The 24,586-nt window shown below is 58.7% G+C and carries 22 protein-coding genes; 8 read left to right on the top strand and 14 right to left on the bottom strand.

Annotated elements, in window-relative coordinates; genetic code table 11:
• Positions 1 to 11: 11 nt before the first annotated feature.
• The 5 genes from DXD16_RS04025 to DXD16_RS04045 form a co-directional block, all read right to left on the bottom strand.
• Positions 12 to 557, bottom strand: coding sequence for a metallophosphoesterase (locus DXD16_RS04025; RefSeq protein WP_233502598.1), 546 nt, complete (start codon positions 555 to 557; stop codon positions 12 to 14).
• 66 nt (positions 558 to 623) lie between these two features.
• Positions 624 to 803 carry a hypothetical protein gene (locus tag DXD16_RS04030; protein WP_117655200.1) on the bottom strand — a complete coding sequence of 60 codons (180 nt, stop codon included), beginning with the start codon at positions 801 to 803 and terminating at the stop codon, positions 624 to 626.
• A gap of 18 nt (positions 804 to 821) precedes the next feature.
• Entirely contained in the window at positions 822 to 1,148 is a 327-nt protein-coding gene (locus tag DXD16_RS04035; protein ID WP_117655201.1) for an HIRAN domain-containing protein, read from the bottom strand.
• Positions 1,149 to 1,570: 422 nt separating this feature from the next.
• Positions 1,571 to 2,950, bottom strand: coding sequence for an aldehyde dehydrogenase (locus DXD16_RS04040; RefSeq protein ID WP_117655202.1), 1,380 nt, complete (start codon positions 2,948 to 2,950; stop codon positions 1,571 to 1,573).
• Between the two features lie 8 nt (positions 2,951 to 2,958).
• Positions 2,959 to 4,179, bottom strand: a complete 1,221-nt coding sequence (locus DXD16_RS04045; protein ID WP_089573343.1) for an iron-containing alcohol dehydrogenase — start codon at positions 4,177 to 4,179, stop codon at positions 2,959 to 2,961.
• Between the two features lie 254 nt (positions 4,180 to 4,433).
• Here DXD16_RS04045 and DXD16_RS04050 point away from each other — a divergent pair, with 254 nt between their 5' ends.
• On the top strand, positions 4,434 to 4,997 hold the full coding sequence (locus DXD16_RS04050; RefSeq protein ID WP_070097113.1) for a ferritin family protein: 564 nt from the start codon (positions 4,434 to 4,436) through the stop codon (positions 4,995 to 4,997).
• A gap of 241 nt (positions 4,998 to 5,238) precedes the next feature.
• On the opposite strand, the gene DXD16_RS04055 is transcribed toward DXD16_RS04050, so the two are convergent.
• Positions 5,239 to 6,120 (bottom strand): hypothetical protein, encoded by an 882-nt coding sequence (locus DXD16_RS04055; protein WP_117655203.1) that lies wholly within the window; start codon positions 6,118 to 6,120, stop codon positions 5,239 to 5,241.
• A gap of 542 nt (positions 6,121 to 6,662) precedes the next feature.
• A complete protein-coding gene (locus DXD16_RS04060; RefSeq protein ID WP_158551541.1) occupies positions 6,663 to 8,084 on the bottom strand; it encodes a PLP-dependent aminotransferase family protein in 1,422 nt (473 codons plus the stop codon).
• A gap of 160 nt (positions 8,085 to 8,244) precedes the next feature.
• Between DXD16_RS04060 and pdxS the strand changes: the two genes are divergently transcribed.
• Positions 8,245 to 9,135 (top strand): pyridoxal 5'-phosphate synthase lyase subunit PdxS, encoded by an 891-nt coding sequence (gene pdxS, locus DXD16_RS04065; RefSeq protein WP_022094325.1) that lies wholly within the window; start codon positions 8,245 to 8,247, stop codon positions 9,133 to 9,135.
• A 20-nt stretch (positions 9,136 to 9,155) separates the two neighbouring features.
• The gene (pdxT, locus tag DXD16_RS04070; protein WP_117655205.1) at positions 9,156 to 9,743 is read left to right on the top strand and encodes a pyridoxal 5'-phosphate synthase glutaminase subunit PdxT; all 588 of its coding nucleotides are present in this window, start codon (positions 9,156 to 9,158) and stop codon (positions 9,741 to 9,743) included.
• Between the two features lie 402 nt (positions 9,744 to 10,145).
• Here pdxT and DXD16_RS04075 read toward each other — a convergent pair whose 3' ends face one another.
• Together DXD16_RS04075 and DXD16_RS04080 are read right to left on the bottom strand one after the other, a co-directional pair.
• Positions 10,146 to 11,006, bottom strand: coding sequence for a hypothetical protein (locus tag DXD16_RS04075; RefSeq protein WP_117655206.1), 861 nt, complete (start codon positions 11,004 to 11,006; stop codon positions 10,146 to 10,148).
• 152 nt (positions 11,007 to 11,158) lie between these two features.
• Complete coding sequence (locus tag DXD16_RS04080; protein ID WP_117655207.1) at positions 11,159 to 12,574, bottom strand: MFS transporter; 1,416 nt, start codon at positions 12,572 to 12,574, stop codon at positions 11,159 to 11,161.
• 204 nt (positions 12,575 to 12,778) lie between these two features.
• On the opposite strand from DXD16_RS04080, the gene DXD16_RS04085 reads away from it, so the two are divergent.
• Positions 12,779 to 13,189, top strand: a complete 411-nt coding sequence (locus DXD16_RS04085) for a peptide deformylase (protein ID WP_117655208.1) — start codon at positions 12,779 to 12,781, stop codon at positions 13,187 to 13,189.
• Positions 13,190 to 13,264: 75 nt separating this feature from the next.
• Here the strand turns inward: DXD16_RS04085 and DXD16_RS04090 are convergent, their stop codons facing one another.
• Both DXD16_RS04090 and DXD16_RS04095 read right to left on the bottom strand, forming a co-directional pair.
• A complete protein-coding gene (locus tag DXD16_RS04090) occupies positions 13,265 to 14,746 on the bottom strand; it encodes an aminotransferase class I/II-fold pyridoxal phosphate-dependent enzyme (protein ID WP_117655217.1) in 1,482 nt (493 codons plus the stop codon).
• Between the two features lie 199 nt (positions 14,747 to 14,945).
• Positions 14,946 to 15,803, bottom strand: a complete 858-nt coding sequence (locus tag DXD16_RS04095; RefSeq protein ID WP_117655209.1) for a LysR family transcriptional regulator — start codon at positions 15,801 to 15,803, stop codon at positions 14,946 to 14,948.
• 118 nt (positions 15,804 to 15,921) lie between these two features.
• On the opposite strand from DXD16_RS04095, the gene DXD16_RS04100 reads away from it, so the two are divergent.
• On the top strand, positions 15,922 to 16,833 hold the full coding sequence (locus tag DXD16_RS04100) for a DMT family transporter (protein WP_117655210.1): 912 nt from the start codon (positions 15,922 to 15,924) through the stop codon (positions 16,831 to 16,833).
• Positions 16,834 to 16,972: 139 nt separating this feature from the next.
• Entirely contained in the window at positions 16,973 to 19,222 is a 2,250-nt protein-coding gene (locus DXD16_RS04105; RefSeq protein WP_117655211.1) for a KUP/HAK/KT family potassium transporter, read from the top strand.
• 79 nt (positions 19,223 to 19,301) lie between these two features.
• Here DXD16_RS04105 and bsh read toward each other — a convergent pair whose 3' ends face one another.
• The 3 genes from bsh to DXD16_RS04115 all read right to left on the bottom strand — a co-directional run bounded on the left by bsh (position 19,302) and on the right by DXD16_RS04115 (position 20,933).
• Positions 19,302 to 20,267, bottom strand: a complete 966-nt coding sequence (gene bsh / locus DXD16_RS04110; RefSeq protein WP_117655212.1) for a choloylglycine hydrolase — start codon at positions 20,265 to 20,267, stop codon at positions 19,302 to 19,304.
• Positions 20,268 to 20,512: 245 nt separating this feature from the next.
• Positions 20,513 to 20,692: a peptide deformylase gene (locus DXD16_RS10455; protein WP_233502599.1), complete on the bottom strand. Its 180-nt coding sequence runs from the start codon at positions 20,690 to 20,692 to the stop codon at positions 20,513 to 20,515.
• Positions 20,619 to 20,933, bottom strand: a complete 315-nt coding sequence (locus DXD16_RS04115; protein ID WP_233502600.1) for a peptide deformylase — start codon at positions 20,931 to 20,933, stop codon at positions 20,619 to 20,621. The genes DXD16_RS10455 and DXD16_RS04115 overlap by 74 nt, the downstream gene beginning before the upstream one ends.
• A gap of 193 nt (positions 20,934 to 21,126) precedes the next feature.
• Here DXD16_RS04115 and DXD16_RS04120 point away from each other — a divergent pair, with 193 nt between their 5' ends.
• Positions 21,127 to 22,437 carry an NCS2 family permease gene (locus DXD16_RS04120; RefSeq protein ID WP_117655213.1) on the top strand — a complete coding sequence of 437 codons (1,311 nt, stop codon included), beginning with the start codon at positions 21,127 to 21,129 and terminating at the stop codon, positions 22,435 to 22,437.
• A 207-nt stretch (positions 22,438 to 22,644) separates the two neighbouring features.
• On the top strand, positions 22,645 to 24,417 hold the full coding sequence (locus DXD16_RS04125) for an LPXTG cell wall anchor domain-containing protein (RefSeq protein WP_158551544.1): 1,773 nt from the start codon (positions 22,645 to 22,647) through the stop codon (positions 24,415 to 24,417).
• The last annotated feature ends 169 nt before the right edge of the window (positions 24,418 to 24,586 follow it).

Consider the following 24,586-nt stretch of genomic DNA (forward strand, 5'->3'; position numbering starts at 1 on the left):
GCTCTGGCGCCCTATAACCCAAAGAAGCTAAGAATCTGGTCACGGCTTACGGGCTTGTACTCGTTGGCATCGAGACCGACATCGTAGCGAAAGATAGGGCGCTCGCGATCGCGGTTGCGTGCATTGGTACGGTCTCCCCTGCTGTGGATGTGCCCGTGCAGCATGATGGCGCCGCGCGCCTTGCCATTCCAGCTGAGCATGGGGTAATGGCTCAACACCAGGCGATGGCCCTTGGCATAGCCGGGAGCAATCTCCAGGTAATCGCGCACGTCTTCCCAAATCTGCGGTACGTCGGGATCTTCCCAGTCGCCGTCATGGTTACCACGGATGAGCGTCACGTTCTGACATTCGATACGCTCGCGCAGGCGCATCGCCTCCGCCAGGGGCAAACGATAGGTAAAGTCTCCCAAGATATAGAGACGGTCGTCCGCCGCCACGCACTCATTGACGGCATCGATGACCTTGCGGTTCATCTCCTCGACCGAATCAAACGGCCGATCCATATCGTGCAAGATATTCGTATCGCCCAGGTGCAGGTCGGCGGTAAACCACATCATCGTCTCTGTCCTCATTTCGCAACGTGTTCAACTCGTGCTAAGTATACAGACGCAGCGATGCAGCGGTTATCCAAAGAGCCCGCCGAACAGTCCGCGGCGGCGCTTGTCTTGCTTTTTCGAAGCGTCGCCCTGGGCGTTCTTGTCCTGCCGCTTCTTCCGGTCCTGCTCCAGCTCATCATCGTCGATCAGCATATCCCACTCAAACGGGTCGTCCGTCAGATCGAACAGGTCATCGTCATCAAACATGACCGCCTCCATTGCCGATTAGCGAGCATCCACCACATAGAGACCAACGCGCACCTGATGCCACGGGCTGCGCTCGGGAGCAACCTGTTGCACGCGAGCCTCAAATACGTCCTCGTGGCCGTAATACATCATCAAGGACAGCGGGCCGACCTCGTTTCCCGGAACATACCCAAGCTTGGTGTTGCCGTAGTAGATCGCAACCGCCTCGGGATCATGGGGGTTATCGCGCTCGGCACACAGCGTCAGTTTATCGCCCGCTTTAAGATCGCCCAAGACCAAGGCGCCATCGGCATACTGAAATCCTGCAATATGAAACGACAAAAGAACACGTGAAGGCTCGTACATGGCAACTCCTCTAACGACCGGATAAACCGGCACTTAACCTTACTGAGAAGCTTACGGGCCCGTGCGGACAAAATTTCACCCGCTCGCACCTTTCGCCCATTTGCCGCAACGCTTGCGAGACAGAGCGCTTGCAGATAAGATAGAGGCACGGATGGCACCCGTTGCAGCGGGTCTTGCCAACTCCAGTGCACGTTTACATCGTGAGAAGTGGCCGTCTTCGCTTACGCGGGGGCGGCTATTTCGTTCGGCCGATAAACAGGCCGAGTTCGATAGCCGCGATTAACAACGCCAGTAACGAAATAACATCGCTTACGTTCATACCAATTCCCTTCTAAAGGGAGTTGGCCCATCCGTACCCCATAGCAGTAGTCTAACGTAAATGGCAGGTAATAGGAACATTTGTTCGTATTACCTGCCATTTTCTAATGCACGAATATGCGCACGAACTTGTGCTTCCAGCTCTCATAAGGGGCGTAGCGGAACGGCACGTCCAGCCACGTTGCCTTGTTCACGATGCTCTTCTTGTGGCTAAACGTATCGAAGCTCTCGCGGCCATGGTACTGGCCCATACCGCTCGCACCCATGCCGCCGAAGCCCATATGACTCGTAGCCAAGTGCATGATCGTGTCGTTAACGCAGCCGCCGCCAAAGGGCACGTAGCGCACAAAGCGCTCCTGAACTGCGCGATCCTGGCTAAAGATATACAGGGCCAGCGGCGTCGGACGATCTGCAATAAACACCTCGGCCTCATCCAGGCTCTCAAACGTCAGCACCGGCAAGATGGGACCGAAAATCTCTTCCTGCATCACGGCGTCCTCAGGCGCCACGCCGTCTAGGATCGTCGGCTCAATCTTGAGCGACGACTCGCGCGCCGTGCCTCCCAGCACAACCTTGTCGGGGTCGATCAGCCCGCGCACGCGCGCAAAATGCTTGGCGTTGACGATATGACCGTAATCCTCGTTGTCGAGCGGATGCTCGCCAAACATGCGACGGGTCTCCTCCCTGATGAGGCCCAACAGCTCATCGTGTACGCGCGTATCGACCAGCAGGTAGTCGGGCGCCACGCAGGTCTGCCCCACGTTGAGCCATTTACCAAAGGCGATGCGCCGTGCCGCGACCTTCAAGTTTGCCGTCGCGTCCACGATGCAGGGGCTCTTTCCGCCCAGCTCAAGCGTCACGGGCGTAAGGTTTTTACTTGCGCGCTCCATGACGAGCTTGCCGACCGGAACGCTGCCGGTAAAGAAGATCTTGTCCCAGCACTCATCGAGCAGCGCTTCGTTCTCGGCGCGCCCGCCCTCGACAACCGTCACCAGGCGCGGATCAAATGCCTCTTCGCAGATTTGCTTGAGCACCGCGCTCGATGCCGGAGCATAGGCGCTCGGTTTGATGACCACGGTATTGCCCGCGGCAAGGGCGCCAGCGAGCGGCTCGAGCGTTAGCAAAAACGGATAGTTCCATGGAGCCATGATGAGCGTGACTCCGTAGGGCACGGCTTGCGTCTTGCACACGCTTACGGCGTTGGCGAGGTCACACGGGCGCAGGAGCGGGCGGCTCCATCGAGCCACATGCGCAATCTGATGACGAATCTCGGAAAGCGATGTGCCGATCTCGCACATATAGGCCTCGTCGTGCGACTTGCCCAAATCGGTCTTGAGCGCATGGGCGATATCGGCCTCGTGCGCCCGTACTGCATTGCGCAAACTCACGAGCGCGCGACGGCGAGCGTCGACATCAAACGTGGCGTGCGTCTTAAAGTAGGCGCGCTGATCGCCGACGATGCGCGCAATTTCCTCGGTGTTCATGAGCCCTCCTAGTTCTCGTCCTCAAACATACCACCCGCAACGACCTCGTACATATGCTCGAGCTCCAAACGGTCCATTAAAAGCGGAACGGGGTACAGGGGATTGGCCTCGGCATCGGCATGCGTCGCCATCTCAGGAATGTCGGAGCGGCGAATGCCTGAAACATATCTGGGGATTCCCAGGGTCTCGTTCATGCGGTCGACCCAATCGATAAAGGCCTCGGCCGCCAGGCTGTCCTGCGCGTTAGCCGGCGCGATACCGGCCATGCGGGCGAGATCGGCAAGCTTGGGAGCGGCAGCGTCACCATAAGCGCGAAGCATGTGCGGCAGGATGATCGCGTTGGCCAAACCGTGTGGAATTCCGTATCGGCCGCCCAGACTGTGCGCGATGGCATGCACATATCCAACATAGGAGCGCGTAAAGGCAACACCCGCCTTATACGCCGCCGAAAGCATATTGCGGCGCGCACGCATGTTACCGCCATGCTCATAGGCCTCCAGCAAATTGTCGTGGATGAGCTGAACCGCCTGACGCGCCATCTTGCGCGTGTAGGACGTGGTGCTACGGCCGATAAAGGCCTCGACAGCATGCGTCAGGGCATCCATACCCGTCTGCCCCGTAATGGACGCCGGCAACCCACGCGTAAACTCGGGGTCGTGCACCGCAAAACGTGGGATGAGTACAAAGTCGTTAATGGGGTACTTGTAATGCGTCTCGTCATCGGTAATTACCGCCGCAAGCGTGACCTCGCTTCCCGTGCCTGCCGTGGTGGGAACGGCGATGAGCAGCGGCAGACGACGATGAATGCGCAACAGGCCGCGCATCTTGTTGATGGGCTTGTTTGGCTGCGCGATGCGTGCCCCCACGCCCTTGGCGCAGTCCATGGCCGAACCGCCGCCAAAACCAATAATGGCCTGGCAGGCGCTCGCGCGATACAGGGACGCCGCTTCCTCCACGTTTGAGACCGTGGGGTTCGCACGTGTTTCGGCATAGACCGCAACGCCAATTCCCTTGGACGCGAGCGCGCACTCGAGCGGTGCCGTGAGCCCCAGACGGGCAATGCCGGGATCCGTCACGATAAGGACCTTCTGGATCGAGCGCTTTTGAAGCACCGCGGGCACATCCTCGGCATGCTCTAAAATGCGCGGCTCGGTATAGGGCAGGATTGGCAATGCAATGCGAAAAACCGTCTGATATGTTCGACACCAGGCACGACGGGCTAGATGCATAAAGGAAACTCCTTCATTTGTTGATAGGTCAACATTTGCTCGACCGATTGTACTCATCGGAGGTCGCACGAGGTCTAGCAATCGTTAATCAATCAACATCTTCACATGCCCAAAATTGTTTTATTAAAAATCATTCCTAATAGGCTTCACATTCGGTCGCATTTATGGATAATAGAACTCGTCAAGACGCACGTCCGGAGAGGGCCCTTACGGGACCGGACGAGCGCGCCATCGCCATCGATCGAAAGGATCGAATTATGAAGTTTGTTTGCCCCGTTTGCGGTTATGTGGAAGAGTTCGACGGCGACCAGCTGCCCGAGGATTTCAAGTGCCCCCAGTGCGGCGTTCCCGGCTCTCGCTTCCTGAAGCAGGAGGAGGGTCAGCTCGAGTGGGCTGCCGAGCACGTCGTGGGCGTCGCCAAGATGGAGGGCGTCTCCGAGGACATCGTTGCTGACCTGCGCGCCAACTTTGAGGGCGAGTGCTCTGAGGTCGGTATGTACCTGGCCATGGCTCGCGTCGCTCATCGCGAGGGCTATCCCGAGATCGGCCTGTACTGGGAGAAGGCTGCCCACGAGGAGGCCGAGCACGCCGCCAAGTTCGCCGAGCTCCTGGGCGAGGTCGTGACCGACTCCACCAAGAAGAACCTCGAGATGCGCGTTGAGGCCGAAAACGGCGCCACCGCCGGCAAGACCGATCTCGCCAAGCGCGCCAAGGCCGCTGGTCTCGATGCCATCCACGACACCGTGCACGAGATGGCTCGCGACGAGGCCCGCCACGGCAAGGCTTTCGCCGGCCTGCTGAAGCGCTACTTTGGCTAAGCCAACCGCTTGAGACATAACCTCTAGCTCGATGAGGCCCGGACCGTATTGGTTCGGGCCTTTTTGTGTCTCGAGGACTCGTTAACGCCCTGAAATAGAGCTATCTTCGGCATCGGTCTCTCGTCAAAAACTAAGTGAGTAGACTTTTTGGAACTTGCCGAGCAGACCATCCGTATTGCTTTATAAAGTCGCAGGTAAATGACTTGTTTCAAAACGGCCTGGTCGCCAAAGTGCCAAAAGCCTACTCACTTAGAACCGCAGCCGTCCACGATCGAGCTGCTTTGTGTCTAACGGGCATCTTTCCGTCAATTACTCCCAATTTTGTCCAGTCAACGAATAGTTCAGACCGGAGTAATGTCTCAGCCCTTTGCTCATCTGAGCTTTTATCACGATATTCAGCATCGAGCATCCTGCATACGGCCTTAACGATCGCGTGGAATCTACCCTCATCGGATATCTGTCTGTGTGTCAGGAGAAGTACATCGTAGCCCATGGCCTGAAGGGCCGTCATGCGGTCAGCGTCACGCAAGCCATCCCCTGCGCGTCCGTGCGAGGCCTTTCCCTGACATTCAATGGCCACCTGTCGCCTGCCGTCCAGCGAAGAAAGAAGTAGGTCGATATATACACGGGACTTTCCCACAATCGCTCGAGCACTTGTGCTTAGCATCACTTCAACATTGAGCTCTATGCCGCAAAAACCTTCGCCTCCCAGGGATCGCGGCAGTGCAAGTAGCAAATACGCCTCGACCTCAAAAGGCGACGCGGCGCCCAATGGAACGAGTTGCGATACCGCTATAAATCTATTGCCGTAACGCATCCCGCAAACATCTGAACAAAAACGGTCAAGGTCTCCGCCCAAAACCAAAGCGTCTCGACGCCATAAATTTGAGGCGGTGCCGTCCTCCGACGGGCAGCGCACCCAACCGAACGTTGTCGAAATCGCGCCCGAATCAATTGCACGCGAAAGCTCCGCCTCAAGTGCCGCCGGCAGGGCACACACCGCAAACAAGCCACACATCTCCGCCAATACCAAAAGAAGCTGAAGATCCGTCAGATGCCGCAACATGATGAATGCCGTCAGTAGAGGAGACGTAATCAAAACCCCATGCTCCGTTTCCAGCACGGATTCCCTGGGAAGCTCACCAAGAAACAGCCGCTGCCTAATGCTGGCAGGACAAGTCCGTTTGTTTCTCGTCCGAACCAATGTATACAACGGAAAATCGAGCGCGACCGCAGCCGTCGGGTTGCGGGCGAGATCATATCGCTGCCGGTCTTCTTCCGGTCGTGGAAGCGGCGGACACAAAGCGCGGACTTGAGGAGGCAAACGCCAGTACCTAAAAGCTGATATGTCACAAAGTAGATCCTTCATAGGCACAGGAAAACACGAATTTCAACCCAGTCAGTCACGCATTGGCGCGAACGCACCAAAAATGGCGCCGAACGGACTGCCAAGTTTTCAACAGCCCTCCCCAACTGGCCAAAAGCTTGCCGAGAGCTGGACGAAGCCCTGTTGAAAACCCCATTTTTTTCTCATGCAGGAGCTTTGCGCGGCAAGTGAGTAGACTTTTTTGAACATCCCGAGCAGGCCGGTCATCCTGCTTTTCAAAACCGCAGGTAGATAGCTTGTTACAAAACTGTCTGGTCGCCAAAGTGCTAAAAGTCTACTCACTTAGGTTGCAGAGTGCTCCCCATTAGCTGCAATTCCAAGGTAGTTAGTACTTTTGGACTCAGATCGTCATACTGAACAAGAATTTGAGTTGAGTTTTCAGGGACAGATGCGCCATCGGCACACCAAAAACAGTCACCGATATCGATAAAAGGGATGCTCGAGCGCGTGAGGGCCCGTGCAAAAGAGCTTCCGCCCGCGTCACACTCCACGGCCACGACGCAGTAAAGGCCGGCGTCCGCGTACTCGATCGAGACTTCCCCTGCCGGAAACGTTTTCCGTACAAGCGCCGCCAGGCCATCACGCGCCCCACGAGCACGAGCGCGCACGCGGTTCACATGTCGCTCGTAATCACCCGATTCCAGCAAACGCGCCAAGGCAACCTGATCAACAGAACTTACCGACGAGGCGTAGAAACCAAGGTTGCGTTTAAACCTCTCCATTAGTTCATCGGGCAGCACCATGTACGCCAAACGCAACGCCGATGAAAGGCTCTTCGAAAACGTGTTGGTGTAGATAACCGACTGGGCGGCATCGATCGACGCGAGCGCGGGAATCGGCTTGCCGGCAAGGCGAAACTCACAATCAAAGTCGTCTTCGATGAGATACCGACCTGGCCGCTCGGCGGCCCAGCTCAGCAACGCATAGCGACGTGCAATGCTCGTCACAAGACCGGTCGGATACTGATGAGACGGCATCAGGTGAAGGACATCGGTCCCGGTTTTCTGCAGCGCGCTCAAGTCCACGCCCTCAGCATCCAACGGGATATGCCGCACTTCGCAACCCATGGCCTGATAGATGCGCGTCAAGCGCAAATAGCCTGGATCCTCGACGGCATACACCTTGTCCGCGCCAAGCAACTGAACCAACATGGTATCGAGCAGCTGGGCGCCCGCACCGATAACGATGTTGTCGGGGTCGACATTCATGCCCCTTGTCCCGCGCAGATGGTGCGCAATCGCACGTCGCAGTCGAGCGGTGCCCTGCGCCGGTGCGGGCGAAAAGATTTCACGTTCGTCTTCGGACGTCAGCGTCGCCCGTAGCGCACTTTGCCAAAGCCGCGCCGCCTCCAAAGCGGAAGGAGAAAGTGCGTCGAATCGCTCTGCCTGCCCCATGGCATCATGCGCGCTGGGACCAACAGGGACAGCATCTCGGTCGATATCCCCCGCAGCAAAAGCCAAAACCGGCGCATCCGGAAGCTCGCACGCGTAGTAGCCACGACGCGGCATCGAGCAAATATAGCCCTCGGCAAGCAACTGGCTATATGCATTCTCGATGGTAATGACACTGATACCCAAATGACTCGCAAAGGCGCGCTTAGACGGCAGATGCTCCCCCGCCGCAATACGGCCAGCAACAATATCATCGCGAATTTGCTGGTAAACATACTCATAAAGCGATGCTTCGCCGCGATTTTCCAAATTGTAGTCAAGTATGGGTCTATCACCTGACCTTATCGAATCATTCAATCTGGCATTAGTCTGACCTTGTTATTATCTCGAAAACTGAGTATTTCGCCATACCCAGCTCCCCGATAGGATGTTCCGTCAAGCAATGTACATGCCAACCAAGGGAGCAACCATGGCAGAACAGACCAGCAAGGCCGATCGCGTCAAACTCAATCGCGAACTCGCGCAGATGCTCAAGGGCGGCGTCATCATGGACGTCACCACGCCCGAGCAAGCACGCATCGCCGAGGAGGCGGGCGCCTGCGCCGTCATGGCGCTCGAGCGTATCCCGGCCGACATCCGCGCCGCAGGCGGCGTCTCGCGCATGAGTGATCCCAAGATGATCAAGGGCATCCAGGAGGCCGTCTCCATCCCCGTTATGGCCAAGTGTCGCATCGGTCACATTGTCGAGGCGCAGGTCCTGCAGGCCATCGAGATCGATTACATCGATGAGTCCGAGGTCCTCTCCCCCGCCGATGATGTCTATCACATCGACAAGACCCAGTTTGACGTGCCGTTTGTCTGCGGCGCCCGCGATCTGGGCGAGGCGTTGCGCCGTGTTGCTGAGGGCGCCACGATGATTCGTACCAAGGGCGAGCCGGGCACGGGCGACGTCGTTCAGGCCGTGCGTCACATGCGCAAGATCCAAAAGCAGATCCGCGACGTTGTTGCTCTGCGCGACGACGAGCTCTTTGAGGCTGCCAAGCAGCTGCAGGTTCCGGTCGAGCTGGTGCGCGAGGTCCATGCCACGGGCAAGCTCCCCGTCGTAAACTTTGCCGCCGGCGGAGTCGCGACCCCCGCCGACGCCGCGCTGATGATGCAGCTGGGCGCCGAGGGCGTCTTTGTTGGCTCGGGCATCTTTAAGAGCGGCGACCCCGCCAAGCGCGCCGCCGCCATCGTCAAGGCCGTGGCAAACTTCACCGACGCCAAGCTCATCGCCGAGCTTTCGGAGGACCTGGGCGAGGCCATGGTGGGCATCAACGCCGACGAAATCGAGATCATCATGGAGGAGCGCGGGCGCTAGTCCAGCAGAAAGGATCGCACATGAGCGATTATGCAGACCAAACGGTCGCCGTGCTGGCGGTCCAGGGCGCTTTTGCCGAGCACGAGGCAAGACTGTCCGAGCTGGGCGCACGCTGTATTGAGCTGAGGCAGGCGGCTGATTTGAAGCAGAACTTTGACCGTCTGGTACTTCCCGGCGGCGAGTCTACAGTTCAAGGGAAACTGCTTGATGAGTTGGGCATGCTCGAGGAGCTTCGTACCCGTATCGCTGAAGGCATGCCCGTCCTGGGCACCTGCGCCGGCCTGATTCTGCTGGCTCACGACCTTGCCGCTCATGACGATAAGGGCACGCCGCGTTTGGCAACCATGGATGTGCTCGTTGAGCGCAATGCCTATGGCAGACAGCTCGGCAGTTTTCGCACCAAGGGACAGGTAGACGGCATCGACGGTGAAGTGCCGCTGACATTTATCCGCGCGCCCCGCATCGTCGAGGTCCACGGCGACGCCAAGGCCTTGGCAGAGGTCGATGGCCGCATCGTCACCGCCCGCCAAGGCAAACAACTCGGCGTGACCTTCCACCCCGAACTCGACGACGACACCCGCCTCCACGAACTGCTCCTACAAATGTAGGCATCGAAATCAACAAACGAAACGAGAGCGGATAATCTCCCACTTCAAGCTTGGATGCAGGCTCAAACCGGGAGATTATCCACTCTCATGCTATGTAGTCATTGGGGTCGCTCTTAAACGACTACTCAAACAAGAACGTTCCCAACGACTACATTGCGATAGACAACCACGTTTGCTCAGATAAAACCGACCAAAATAAACCTGTCCCTTTTTGGCAGGTTTTGATCATGGCAACGCCGATGTTTTGGCAACGCCAGCGAGCGCCGCCCAGGGCGAACAAGTTGGCATGAAAAAGGCAAGGCATAGACCTTCTGGTCATGCCTTGCCTTTTGAATGACAAATTGTCGCCCTGGGTGGCGCGCAGCGTCAACTAGTTACGCGGTTCGTAGAACCGCGTAACCCCTAAAAGCGGTTGCCGCGGAAGCCGCCACCGTTGCGGCCGCCACGGTCGCCACCGCGACCGCCGCGGTCGTTACCACGGTTGCCGCCGAAGCCACCACGGTTGCCACCGCGATCGCCATAGCCACCACGGTTGCCACCAAAGCCGCCGCGACCGCCACGGTCGCCGCCACGGTCGCCAAAGCCGCCACGGCCACCGCGATCGCCACCGCGACCGCCACGGTCGCCGCCACGGCCACCGCGCTCGTCACGGCCGCCGCGAGGACCGCGGTCCTCGTCCAGGCCCATGGCGACGAGCGGAGCGATAACCTTATCGAGAGCGGCCATCAGCTCGGTAGCCTCCTCGTAAGAAAGCTCGGGCAGGAGCTTCTCCTTCTTGTTGGCAAGCTCGACCAGGCCCTCAGCGGCATCCTCGGCAGCGAAGACAACGATCTTGCGCATATCGCCCTCGGCGTCGTCGATGCGGCCGACCAGATCGGCAGCCTCGGCCTCGGCCATCAGGCCATCGAGCTCACGAAGGCGCATGCCCAGCAGGTCGGACATTTCCTTCTGCTCCATCTTGGGCTTGAGGTCAAGAAGCTTGATGGCGCGCTCGATGTTCGCCATGCGCTCGGCCTTGGCCTCCTCCTCCTTGGAAATAGCAAAGCGACGGCTGCGCAGCAGGCGGGCGGCCTTCTGCATCTTGTCCATCAGCTCTTCGTCATCGTAATCAGCGGCGGCCTCGACAACCTCGGCCTCCTCGGCGGAAACCTCGTCAGCAGCCTCAACCTCGGCAGCTTCGGTCTCCACAGTCTCGACTGCCTCAACCTCGGCAGCCATGGTCTCGTTCTCGGTCTCGTTCATGATCTCTTCGTTCTCAGACATGAGACTCCTTCTTGGCCCTCTCGGGCATCATCGCCCCATTCGCGGGGCCCGTCGCGCACTCTTTGCGCTTTAAACATTCATGCCTCTCGGCAAATCGTCCATTAGTTTATGGTGTCGTCACCCAATCTAACTGCAGAATCTATGTGCACACATTAATGCGACATGTGCGACTCGCGGCGAGCGTACACCAGCGACACCGCGAACCCGACAACGGCAATCACGGCCGCCACGCGCACGGCGGCTGCAAATCCTATCGCCTGGGCAACGTCCGACGCAACGCCTGCGGCGCCAGCAGCCACCGCAGAACTCGAAAGCAGGCCGATAAACAGCGACGGACCAAACGACGCGGCAATCATGTTCCACGTGTTAAGCAATGCCGTTCCGTGAGGATGCTCAGCGGCGGGGAGCGTCTCCAAACCGGCGGTCTGCGAGGGGCTCAGTACCAAACCGACGCCGGCATACACCACAACGGTCAGCAGCACGACAACGCCGATGTTCATGCTTGCCGCGGTCATCGAGATTGCCGTCTGCCCCACAGCGATCAGGGCAAAGCCGACCGGCAGCAGCGGCCACGCACCACGGGCATCCATCACGCGTCCGCCCACAATCGAGGTCACGGCGTTGCAGGCGATCGCCGGCAAAATGAGCAAACCCGCGACAAGTGCGGTCATGCCGTATGCGCCCTCAAAATAGAGCGGCAACAAAACGCTCATCGAGAACGTCGTCATCATCGACACCACCACAAGCAGGCATGCAGGCCAAAAACGAACGCTCGCCATGGGACGCACGTTAAGCACCGGATGCTCGAGCTTGAGCTGACGAACCGCAAACAGGCCGAGCACCACAACAGCGGCGAAAAGCGCCACGATACCGGCCATCACATTGGTCGAGAACTCGCCTACGGAATACACGAACGCCGTAATGCCGGCAGCGAGCAAAACAACCGACAGAATATCAAGCGTGGTGTTCGAGCGCTCTCCGACATTCCGAACGAGCTTTGCTGCCGCCGCGGCGACCACGACACCGCCCACCAGCGGCACTACGAACACCGCCCTCCAGCCAAACAACGTGCACATAAGACCACTAATCACGGGCCCAAACGCCGGCCCTAGCGTAATGCAGGCACCGCCCAGGCTCAGATACAGACCGAGCTTCTCGCGCGGAGCACAAGATAGCACCACATTCATCATGAGCGGAAACAAGATGCCCGATCCCGCAGCCTGCAAAATACGACTTGGCAGCAAAACGGTAAACGACGGGGCGACCAGGCACAGAACTTCTCCGGCGACCATGCATCCGCATGCGAAAAACAGCAGCTTGCGCGTCGAGAAACGACCGGATAGAAAGGCCATGATGGCCGTAAAGATCGACGTCACGATCATGTATCCCGAAACTAGCCACTGCGCCGTGGTGGCACTCACCGAAAAGGCCGCCATGATATCGTGCAGTGCCACGTTAATGATGTTCTCGTTAAACGCGGCGACAAAGGCTGCAATATACATTACGACGAGAAACGCCGAAGTGGCCGATGGCGTTGCTTGAACTTGTTGCTGAGATTTGCTCCCCATGCATTTCCTTCCTCTTGGAACGACAGTCGCATCGCCCCAGAGGAACAGTCCAGGGCGAGCATGAGCCCTAGACTTACGTCAGACGCCGCACGCGACGGATCCGACAACATGGTCCAACGTTGAAAGATTGTAACGCTGACGCGCAGCTTTCCTTCCGCGCTATTATTAAAAGTCCACGAAAGCACGAGACATGAGGAGCTCGCCATGATTAAGCCCATCATGAAATCCGAGTTCTTTTTGCGCCTGCCTTCCGAAGACGCGGGACCCGACGATGCCGCGACCGGGCAGGACCTCCTGGATACGCTCCATGAGCATGAGCACGAGTGCGTGGGCCTTGCCGCCAACATGATTGGCGTGCGCAAACGCATCATCTGCGTAAAGGACGGCAACAGGGCGCTGCTGATGTACAACCCTCAAATTCTTGAGCAGGTCAATTCCTATCAGACGAGCGAAGGATGTCTCTCGCTTTCCGGCGAGCGCCCCTGTACTCGCTATCGCCGCATTAAGGTTGAGTATTTGGACGAGAATTTCGTCCACCGCATCAAAAACTTCTCGGGCTACACCGCCGAGATCATCCAACACGAAATCGACCACTGTTGCGGAATCGTTATTTAGTTCCGCCGATTCAAGAAAGCTCCCTGCAGCAAAACAACTGCAGGGAGCTTTTCATAGTGCGGAACTTCTATCCCACTAGCTCTGGCGGTAATGATCGAAGAAGTCGGCGAGATCTTCGAGGGACTCTTTGAGCACTTCCATGCGCGGCAGGTACACGATACGGAAGTGGTCGGGCTCAGCCCAGTTGAAGCCGCCGCCGCGCGTGATCAGAATCTTCTTCTCGTGCAGCAGGTCAAGGGCGAACTGCTCGTCATCGGTAATGTTGAACTTCTTCACATCCATCTTGGGGAAGATGTAGAACGCCGCACGCGGCTTAACCACCGAGATGCCGTCAATCTTGTTGAGCGCCTCATACACAAAGTTGCGCTGCTCGTAGACACGGCCGCCGGGGCGGATGTAGTCGTTGACGGACTGATGGCCACCGAGCGCCGTCTGAACGATCGACTGAGCCGGCACGTTGGAGCACAGGCGCATGTTGGAGAGCATGTTGATGCCCATGATGAAGTCGCTCATGCAGCGCTGGTTGCCCGAAAGCACCATCCAGCCAATACGATAGCCCGCGATCATGTGCGACTTGGACAGACCGCTAAAGGTGACGCAGGGCAGATCGGGAGCGAGCGAGGCAATCGAGACGTGCTCGTAGCCGTCCATGCACAGGCGGTCGTAGATCTCATCAGCAAAGATCATCAGCTGATGCCTGCGTGCAACCTCGACGATGCCCTCGAGCACCTCGCGCGGATAGACGGAACCCGTGGGGTTGTTGGGGTTGATGATGACGAGGGCTTTGGTCGCGCTCGTGATCTTAGACTCCATATCCTCCAGATCGGGATACCAATCCGCCTGCTCATCACACAAATAATGTACGGGATGACCACCGGCAAGGGTTGCGCACGCCGTCCAGAGCGGATAGTCGGGGCTGGGGATCAGAATCTCGTCACCGTTATCGAGCAGCGCGTTCATCGAAAGCTGGATGAGCTCGGACACGCCGTTGCCCGTGTAGATGTGCTCCATCTGAACATTGGGCAGGCCCTTGATCTGCGAGTACTGCATGATCGCCTTGCGCGCGGAGAACAGGCCGCGCGAGTTGGAATAGCCCTCGCAGTCGGGCAGCTGCTGGCGCATGTCCTTAATGACCTCATCGGGCGTGCGAAAACCAAAGGGCGCAGGGTTGCCGATGTTGAGCTTGAGGATGCGCTCGCCTTCGTCCTCCATACGGGCAGCTTCATCGACGACGGGGCCGCGGACGTCGTAGAGGACGTTGTCGAGTTTGGTGGATTTAGAAAAAGTACGCATGGGGACGCTCCTTGCAATTTGAGCTGAAGGACTAGGTTCGGATTTAGCAACGTTATGGGACGAGGACGTCTCGCCTTGATCGGCGTCACCGGCGAGCAGCCAGGTAACATCGACCTCCAAAATACGGGCGAGCAGCTCTGCCACATCACGCCGCGGGATCGTCTTGCCGCTCACATATTGGCTCATCTGACTCTTGCCGAGTTTTTTGCCGAGCATCTCCGATGCGCGGATCACGTCCGACTGGCGAACGTCGCGATCGGACATAGTCTGTCGCAGGCGATCGCTAAACGTCTCTTGGGCCACAGGAACCTCCTTGCTGGCAAAGTTCAATTTATACAACACGAATTGAACCTGAGTTCAATTTAGGCAGCAGTATAACGCCGTGCTATTTCGAAAAGTTCAATTTCAAAAAAATGAGCAAGACCTCGAGATTTATCCCAAGGCGATAACGACGTGCACGCATTTAGAGGTATTCGAGGAAACGAGCGGCGGCAAGCGAAACATCGGCCGTTCGATATATGGCGTTGATCTGCCGATGGGGATGCCCTTCGAGCGGACGCACAGCAACATCGAACTGGCAGCGATGCAAGATGAGCGCGGGAAGAATGCTCACGCCCAGGCCATCCTCGACCATAGCCATAATCGCATAGTCATCCCAAGTCGACAGCTTTGAGCGCACCGCCAGCCCCGCCCGACGGAATAGCGGCGTAATCTCGTCATCGGTGCCGCGTTCTAGCAGAATAAACTGCTCGTTGGCTAAATCGGCAAGAGAAACGACCTCCGCCGTGGCAAGCGAGGAGTCCGCTGGCACCACGGCCATCAACTCGTCTTGCACCAACGGTCGCGGCGCCATGCCGGCGCCGCGTGGCTCGCGCGGAATAAAGCCCAGGTCGCAGCGGCCTTCCGCCACCCATTGCTCAATCTCGGAGTAATCACCCATCAGCAGCTCGTAATCGACATCCGGATGATCGGCGCGAAAGCGCGCAATCACCGGCGGCAGTACATGGGTCGCCACACTCGAAAACGTACCAATGCAGATCTTGCCGCGCATGAGCCCACGCATCTCGTCCACGTGTCGCTGCAGGCGGCCAAACTCCTCGCAGAGCGCCTCAACCGCCGGCATGATCTGCCGCCCATCGGCAGAAAGCACCACACCCTCGCGGCTGCGGTCGAGCACCTTAAAACCCCAATCGGTCTCAAGGTCGCCCACCATGCGGCTCACGCCCGACTGCGAATAGCTCAGCCGCTCGGCGGCGCGCGTAAAACTGCCGGCCCGCACGGTCTCGAGCAGAACCTGCATCTTTTGAATATTCGTTTCCACGGCACCCCTCCACCTTTACATGAGTTTTTGTCATGTTATCCATGCATTATATTCGCTTTTCTTCTAAAGCCAGTTCACCCATAGTGAACAAGTTCGGATATAGAGGGGATGTCAGCACATGAACAACGGATTGTTTACGTACTTAGCAGCATTGCTATTGTTTGGCTCCAACGGCATCATCGCCGCTGCCATCGCGCTGCCGAGCTCCGATATCGTACTGTTGCGCACGTTTTTGGGCGCTCTCACCCTTGCCGCCATCCTCTTCATAACCAAGCGCCATAACCTGCAGACTCCGTCTCGCCCCCGCGAGGCCGCAGCGCTCATCGTCTCGGGCGCCGCGCTGGGCGCCAGCTGGATTTTCCTGTTCCGCGCCTACCAGACGATCGGCGTCGGCGTATCCTCGCTGCTGTACTACTGCGGCCCCATCATTGTCATGGCGCTCTCCCCGCTCATCTTTGGCGAAAAGCTGACCGGCGGCAAAATCGCCGGCTTTGTCGCCGTTGCTTGTGGTGCTTTTCTCATTGCAGCGCAAGGTCTAGGCGGCAATATGCCCATTGCGGGCATCGTCTGTGGAATCGCCTCGGCCTTCTGCTATGCATTGATGGTCATCGCCAGCAAGGGTGCGCCGCACATCAAGGGCCTCGAGAACTCCGCGCTCCAAGTGAGCGCCGCCTTTGTGACCGCACTGGCCCTCACGCTCATCACGCAGGGCGCTCCCTCGTTCCTGTCCGCCGGCGCCGCCGCCAGTATTGATTGGCGCGCCGTCGCTATGCTCGGCGTCGTCAACACCGGCATTGGTTGCCTGCTCTACTTTAGCGCCGTCGCCAAGCTGCCCGTCCAGACCGTCGCCGTCGTCGGCTACCTCGAGCCGCTTTCGGCGGTCGTGTTCTCGGCCGCCCTTTTGGGTGAAGCCATAACACCGGTCCGCCTGATGGGCGCCGCGCTTATCATCGGCGGCGCGATTTTTTGCGAACTCGCCGGCAAACGCGCAAACGCCAAGGCTGGCATCGCCCAGACAGCACGTGCTTAAAAGCCCCTGCTTTGAAATGCTACCTGCGTAGATAAATAATCCCCAGCTGAGGATTATTGTCTAAAATAACCCGATGTGCCAAACTGCTCTTGTATGTATAAAGACGGCATAAAGTTTTTTGTCCTAGACAGATAACCGGATGTCTAAGGGAGTCCTCGTGGCACACAACAAACTGGAGGCAAACCTCCAAGACCAGCGCGGGCAAGGCGGGCACGGAGCCATCCCCCTCTCCGCTGGCATGCTGCTCGTAACGCTCGGCGTCGTCTATGGCGACATCGGCACGAGCCCCATGTACACCATGAAATCAATCGTCGCCAACAACGGCGGCATCGGTACCGTCAGCGAGGACATGATCCTGGGCGCGCTTTCGCTCGTCATCTGGACCATGACGCTCGTGACCACGGTCAAGTACGTGGTAATCGCCATGAAGGCCGACAACCACAACGAAGGCGGCATCTTCGCCCTGTTCAGCCTCGTACGCAAGGTGGCACCATGGCTGATTCTGCCCGCCATGATCGGCGGTGCGGCACTGCTTGCCGACGGCATCCTCACCCCCGCCGTCACGGTCACCACAGCCATCGAGGGTCTGCGCACCATCGAATGGGGCCATGCGCTGCTGGGCGACGGCCAGACCAACGTCATCATCATCACCATCATCATTATCTGCGGCCTATTTGCCATGCAGCGCGCCGGTACCTCGTCAATCGGCAAGCTCTTCGGCCCGCTCATGACGCTGTGGTTCCTGTTCCTGGCAGGCGCCGGTCTGTTCAACATGCTCGACAACCTGTCCATCTTGCGCGCGCTCAACCCCATCCGCGGCATTATGTTCCTGTTCTCGCCCATCAACCATTCGGGCATTATGGTGCTCGGCTTTGTCTTCCTGTCGACAACCGGTGCCGAAGCGCTCTACTCGGACATGGGCCACGTGGGCAAGGCAAACATCTATGCATCCTGGCCATTTGTTAAGGCGGCCCTTATCCTCAACTATCTGGGTCAGGGAGCTTGGCTACTCGCCAATAACTTCAACCCCCAGATGCTCGCGATGGATATCGTCAACCCGTTCTATATGATGCTCCCCGAGCCCCTACGCCCCTTTGCCATCGTGCTTTCGGCCGTGGCGGCCATCATCGCCTCACAGGCGCTCATCACCGGCTCGTTCTCGCTGGTATCCGAGGCAACGCGTCTCAACCTTATGCCGCACCTGCGCATCCACTACCCCAGCGACACCAAGGGCCAGCTCTATATTCCGCTCGTCAATAACATCATGTGGGTCGGCTGCATCTTCATCGTGCTGCTGTTCCAAAACTCCGAGCGCATGGAGAGTGCCTACGGCCTCGCCATTACCGTGACCATGCTTATGACCACCACGCTTTTGACGAGCTATATCGCCGGCATTCTCAAGCACAAGCTGGGCGCCTGCGTCTTCGCCCTGCTCTTCGGCGCCATTGAGCTGTGCTTTTTCGCCTCGTGCCTCACCATGTTCTTTGACGGCGGCTATGTGATGATCTTCTTGGCCGCACTGCTGTTTGGCCTTATGTATGTGTGGCGTCGCGGCACCGCCATCGAGCGCACGCAGACGATTCTGCTGCCCGTCTCCAAGTACATCGACCAGCTCAATCGCCTGCGCAATGACGAGACCTATCCCGTGCTCGCCGACAATCTGGTATTTCTCACCAACAGCCCCGACCCGCTCACACTCGACCGCGACGTGCTCTATTCCATCCTGGACAAACATCCCAAGCGCGCCAAGGCATACTGGTTCATCAACGTACACGTTACCGATGAGCCCTATACGCACGAGTATTCCGTCGAGACCTTTGGCACGGACTTTTTGTTCCGCGTACGCCTGGACCTGGGCTTTAAGGTCAACCAGCGCATCAACGCCTATCTGCGCCAGATCGTCGGCGACTTGATGGCATCGGGCGAGCTGCCGCCGCAGCATCACACCTACTCCATCTACGAGACACGCGGCAACGTGGGCGACTTCCGCTTTTGCATGCTGCGCAAGATGCTTGCCCCCGAAACGGACATCAACCGCAACGACCACCGCGTGATGGCCATCAAGTACGCCGTCCGCCGCGCCTGCGGAAGCCCGGCACGCTGGTACGGTCTTGAGAACTCGGCCATCATCATCGAGTACGTGCCCCTCTTTGCCCGCATGCGCCCGGCGGTCAAACTCGTACGCACCCATGTGCCGCTCGAAGTCCAGATCGAGGAAGCCGAGGAAATGGAAGTCGATATCTTCTCGGACGACCTGGTCAACGGCAACGAAGCCGGCAGGAACATGAACGTCGACCCCACCGAGTTGCTCGAGAGCGTCGCCGATACGCCCGAACAGCAACAGCTCGACGGCCTCGAGAGCGAACAACTCAACGACGCCAACTTCTAGCGACGTCGCGTATCAACGACAGCGGCCCTGCACCTCACGGGAGATGCAGGGCCATTTTGCATTGCAGTAAAGCTATGGGCTACGAACGACGCGGCTCGGGAACCACGAGCCCATCGGGGCTCGCGCCCTCGGCATCCATCAGGCTCACGTAGCGAATCGATGGGTCATCGTAGGTCGCGTAGTAATAATTGCCCGTACGCGCGCTAAAGCATCCGGTGTAGATGGTCTTCTCGAACTTGCCATCGCCCATCTTGGACGCTCCCTCGATCATCGCCACGCCCTCGAGCGAACGGAACATGCGGACGACGTTTTCGGCCTCGCTGTCTTTTTGCGGGTAATTGGCGTTGAGGTACGCTGCCTTTACAAAACGGCTCGGCGAATAGCAGTCGCCGGGAATGCCGCGCATGCCGGCACCGGCTCCATAGGGCTTAAGCTCGGCGCCACGCCACGTCGCCGTCTGCGGAAAATCGCTTGTGGCGGTGATATAGGTGCGTAGATTTTCCATATGCCACGGGAAGGTCGGCTGGTTGGCAAGGGTGTCGACCGGATCGTCGTATACGTGCAGGCCGTCAGCCATCATCTCGACCACGATGCTACGCTGCCTGTCGCCGATAATCCAATGGAGCAGCGACACGCCCAGCCCCTCTCCTGCAGATTTGGCAACAATCACCGTATCGTGCAACGCAGCCTCGACCTCGTCGACCGTCGAGAACGTCGCTGCCACCCACAGGGGAAACTCATAGGCCGCGATATTGTTCTTGCCGTCGACAGGGCCCTCGGCATACTCGGCATAGCCGGGAAAGTTGAGCCCCGCCACAGCCAGACCCGCATCGTTACCACAGTCGAAAAACATGGGATAGTTCTTGTAATCGATGCACATACCGATTACCGCATGCGCCGCCGTCGCATCGTCGATAAACGAATACGGGATGTGGAACCCGCGGGGCATCACGCGAACCTGCTCGCCGTATCCAAAGCTCCAGTCGAGGTTGCGGCCCAGATACATGTGGCCGGAATTATCGGTAAATCGAATGCTCGTGCACATAGCGCCTCCTAGCTCAATGTTCTTACTAGGCTCATTGTCACCAAACAAAGGAGCGCTAAACAAAAAAGTCCGGACATGACAACAATGTCATACCCGGACTTTTACAAGCAAGATAAACTCAGCCAAGTCGACCCCGTAGGTCGTCTAAGGGGTCAAAGTGCCGCAGATTGCCACGAAAGAGGAGCGAAGCGTACTTGAGGTACGCGAGCGACGATTGAGCGGCAAGGTGCGGTGCTTTGGTCCCCTTAGACCAACTTGCCAAGACAGTGATCAATCATGTGTTGGATCATCTGCGCTTCAAAGCCCGCGTAGTCGCGGCGGCACTCCTTCATCTTGCCGTCGACGATCTGGTCAAAGGCAACCTTGCACTTGATATAGCGCGTGGACTTGGTGATCTCGTCGTGCGTCAGGCAGCTCTCCTCCATCTTGCTGGCGCCCAGGCCAAACACCAGACGGGGGGTTGTAAAGCACGTGGGGCTCGCCGGCATCGTCCAGATAGACGCAGACCTTCTTGGTGACGCCAATCTGGTTGGCGGCAAGGCAGCCGGCATCATCGAGCGACTTGATGGTATCGATCAGGTCCTGTGCGACCGACTCGTCCTCGACAGTCGCAACCTCGCAACGCTGAGACAAGATGGCCTCGTCGCGGCAGAGCTCTTTAATCATACGTTCCTCCAAAGAGTTCGTTGTAACTGCTTAAGTATACGGTACCTACACATTTTCATGCGAAAAATACCGTCCGTCTGCCGCAAAGCGCCGAACATCAACATGCGAGGAACATCAACCTTACAAAGGCGATATAGTAAGGAAGTTCGTGTCAATCGGCCTAAACTCGGGGCCGAACAAGGAAAGGGTATGCATGGACGAACTTTTTCACGTCAGTGAGCGCAAGTCCACAATCGGGACCGAACTTCGCGCTGGACTGACAACATTCCTGGCAATGGCCTACATCATCGCCGTCAACCCCGCGGTGCTCTCGGGCGCCGGCATCGATGCGGGAGCGCTCGCCTGCGCCACCTGCCTGGGCGCCGGCATCATGACCATCTGCATGGGCATCTTCGCTAACCGCCCGCTCGCCTGTGCGTCGGGCCTCGGCGTCAACGCGATGATCGCCGGCATCACCACCACCGTCTGCGGCGGCGACTGGCACGTGGCCATGAGCGTCATCTTCCTCGAGGGCGTCGTCATCCTGCTGCTCGTCCTTTGTGGCCTGCGCGAGGCCATCATGGACGCCATCCCCGTGGTCCTGCGCCACGCCATCTCGGTGGGCCTGGGCCTGTTCATCGCCATGATCGGCCTTGCCGACGCCGGCATCATCACCGCCGGTAACGGCACGCTTGTCGGCCTGGGCGACATCACCTCGCCCACCTTCATCGTCGGCATCATCTCCATCCTGGTGACGGTCGCCCTCGCCTGCCGCAACGTCCCCGGCTCGCTGCTCATCGGCATCGTCGTAGCCGTCATCGCCGGTATCCCCCTAGGCGTAACCCAGGCTCCGACCGGTATCATCGCCCCGCTCGACTTCTCGAGCATCGGTGGCCCCATCGCCGACGCCGGCGGCGTGCCCGCCATCGTCAAGGTCCTTACCGACCCCACGCTCCTTGTCATCTCGTTCTCGCTGCTCATGAGCGACTTCTTTGACACCATGGGTACCGCGATGGCCGTGGCCAAGCAAGGCGAGTTCCTCACCGACGACGGCAACGTCGAGAACATCAAGGAGATCCTGGTCGTCGACTCCGCCGCCGCTGCCGTGGGCGGCTTCATGGGCGTCTCCTCCATCACCACCTTCGTCGAGTCCACCTCTGGCGCCGCCGACGGTGGCCGCACGGGCCTCACCTCCGTCACCACCGGCGTGCTGTTTATCCTCGCCGCGTTCTTCTCCCCCGTCGTCTCCATCGTTTCCAGCGCCGCCACCTGCGGTGCCCTGGTCTACGTCGGCTACCTCATGATGAGCGAGGCCACCGAGATCGACTGGTTCGATGTCTCCGAGGGTTTCCCGGCGTTTATGATCGCCGCGGGCGTGCCCTTCACCTACTCCATCTCTGCCGGCATTGGCCTGGGCTTTATCGCCTACGTGGTCGTCGCGCTCTTTAAGGGCGAGGCTTCCAAGATCAAGCCGCTCATGTGGGTCGCATCCCTTGCCTTCCTCGTCTACTTCTTCGTAGCGTAAGCACAAAGCTGCCAAAGCAAAAGACCAAAGCGCGGGGTCGCATCGAGCGGCTCCGCGCTTTTCTTTTAAAGCCAGGCACCGCGCGGGCGCGCGATGCATTACTTCCCAAGTTTTGGACATTTTGCCCTCCAAACGGCACTACCGCCGGCTACATCCTGCAGATATGCTGGGCGTAATCGCATAGGCCCTATGAGGATGGGAGTAACCATGGCCGCCTTGTTCACGACCCCCAAGCGCAATGACAAAACCTCTGGAGCCCATTTTATCGAGCCCGACGTGCGCCGTCGCACGCTGCTCGCACACGGCAGCTGGCGCCGCGTGACGCGCCGCATCGTTGTAGGCGCCGTATGCGCGCTTACGGTGAGCTCTCTGCTCATGCCGAGCATCTCGCTCGCGGCGGAGTGGGTCAACGTCGGCGGCACCCAGTACAATTACGGCACTGAGGCGGGCGACGCCGCCGGCACCTGGTCATGGGACGGTGCCGACGACATGAAGCTCAACGGCTATAACGGCGGCGCGATCGAGGCAGCGGGCAAGCTCAACGTGAGCTACGAGGGCAACAACACCGTCACTAACGACAACGGCCGCGGCATCAAGGTTAAGGATGGCGCGAACGAGAACGCCGAGCTTAATATTCAGGGCGACGCGTCCAGCACGCTCAACTTGACATCTTCTCGTGACGCCATCACTTCCGTCGGCAACATCAACATCGACGGCGCTGGCACTGTCAACGCCACGAGCACCGAGCACGATGCCATCGATGCCGGGGGCGATGTCACCATCAAGGGCTCGGGAAACGTTAACGCCACGGGCGATTCGGATGGCATCAGGGCCGACGGCAACATCACGATCGACAACAGCGGAACCGTCGCCGCCAAGGCCACCGAGGATCAGGGTATCGATGCTAACGAGAACCTCATCATAAAGGGCGGCGGCAAGGTAGAGGCAAGCTCTATCAAAGACAATGCGATTTGGGCCGACGGCAACATCGAGATCTCGGGTGGCAGCCAGGTCAGGGCAAGCTCCGAGGAAGACGCCGCCATCGACGGTAAAAACAGCCTCACGGTCACGAACGCTTCCCTCAGCGCAAGTGGCGTTGGGTATGGCATCTATGTCTACAAGGGGATCACGCTCGATGGCGCGACCGTGACGGTCCGCGCAAGCTCAGATGGCGGGGAAGCCAGCGCACTCTTCACCGATGAGGACGACATCGTCATCAAGAACGGCTCGACTGTGGATGCGCTCGCAGAAGGCAGGTTCTCGGTTGCAATCTCCACCAGTAATTTCTACTCCGACGAAGCGGGTGGCCATATCTACATCAGCGACTCCGTTGTCAAGGCCATAGCCCGCTATGCCGAGACCGGCGGCGACGGCCCCGACCACTACAGTGGAGACCAAAACGACGAAATCATCCCTGAGTCCGAGGGCCTGAACATCGGCATCTTCGCGCAGACCGAGAAGGGCATCACGCCCGCGACCATCTCGATCGTCCGCAGCAAGGTCACGGCCGAGGGAGACACGGCGGCTATCTTCGCCCTTGCCATGAGCGCGGACGGCAAGGCGATCGGCACCATCGAAATCAAGGACGCCATCATCCAGACGCCTGCAGGCGGCAAAGTCATTGACTATCGCAACAAGGAAGAGCTCAGCGACGGCATCGTCTACGAGGCGGGGCAGACCATTGGCACGGGCGATGCCACGATTGACTCCCCCTATGACGCCGCTGTCGCCAAGAGCACGGTCATCGTGCCTCCCGAGGAGACCAAGCCCGAGGAAAAGCACGGCAAGACCAAGCCCGAGGGTTCCAAGTCCGAGGGCACGAAGACAACCAAGACCGTTGCAGTTGCAGCCACGGGAGCCAAGACCGTCGGCAAGCTCGCGGCAACCGGCGACACCTCGAACACAGCCATCGTGGCAGCCGCCCTTGCGGGAACAGCCGCCATCGCCGCAGGCGCCCTGGCGAGTCGCAAACGTTCGTAAACACTTTTTCGCACAGGACGGGTGGATCGCAGCCCTTGCCTTCCCCGTCTACTTCTTCGTAGCGTAAGGGCAAGGCTGCAAAAGCTGAACAATAAAGCGCGGAGTCGCCATGCGGCCCCGCGCTTTTCTTTTGGCTCTGTTAGACCAAATTTGACACGATCGGCTGTTC

The organism is Collinsella sp. TF11-5AC (assembly GCF_003436775.1).
GTDB lineage: Bacteria > Actinomycetota > Coriobacteriia > Coriobacteriales > Coriobacteriaceae > Collinsella.